The following is a 580-nucleotide window of genomic DNA, read 5'->3' on the forward strand; positions in this document are numbered from 1 at the left end:
CACCACCTTGAAGATGGCGCTCTGGCGCCGGGACCAGGCCGGAACGCCGGTCCCTGCGGGCATGGTCCATCACAGTGACGCCGGCTCCCAGTACACCTCGATCCGGTTCGGAGAGGGACTGCTGATTGAAGGCCTGGCGGCTTCCGTCGGCAGCGTCGGCGACGCGTACGACAACGCCCTCGCGGAATCCACGATCGGTCTGTACAAGAACGAATGCGTCCGCAAGGGCAGCCCCTTCATGACAGGGCCGCTAAAGCAGCTGGCGGATGTGGAGAAGGCGACCATGAACTGGGTCCACTGGTACAACACAGAGCGGCTGCACAGCACCTTGTCCATGATCCCGCCCGACGAGTTCGAGCAGAACTACTATGCTCAAATTGACGCCTCATCAGACGACGAGGCCACCAGCAAGAAGACGGCCTAAAACCCGGTACGGTTCAAACTGCGTGCCGATGGCCACGGGGTCGAGCCGGCCTGCAAGGTCCTGCGTGAGCAGGGCGTTCAGGTCGCCCCGCGGACTTACCGGTCCTGGAAATCCAAAGCACCCGCTGTCCGGACTGTCACGGACGCTGCTATCGTC

The 580-nt window shown here is 62.9% G+C and carries 1 protein-coding gene; it reads left to right on the top strand.

Annotated elements, in window-relative coordinates:
- The coding region (locus tag BJG92_RS07950; protein ID WP_232083491.1) for an integrase core domain-containing protein at positions 1–424 on the top strand (424 nt) is incomplete at its 5' end.
- Between the last annotated feature and the right edge of the window lie 156 nt (positions 425–580).

The organism is Arthrobacter sp. SO5, assembly GCF_020532805.1.
GTDB lineage: Bacteria > Actinomycetota > Actinomycetes > Actinomycetales > Micrococcaceae > Arthrobacter.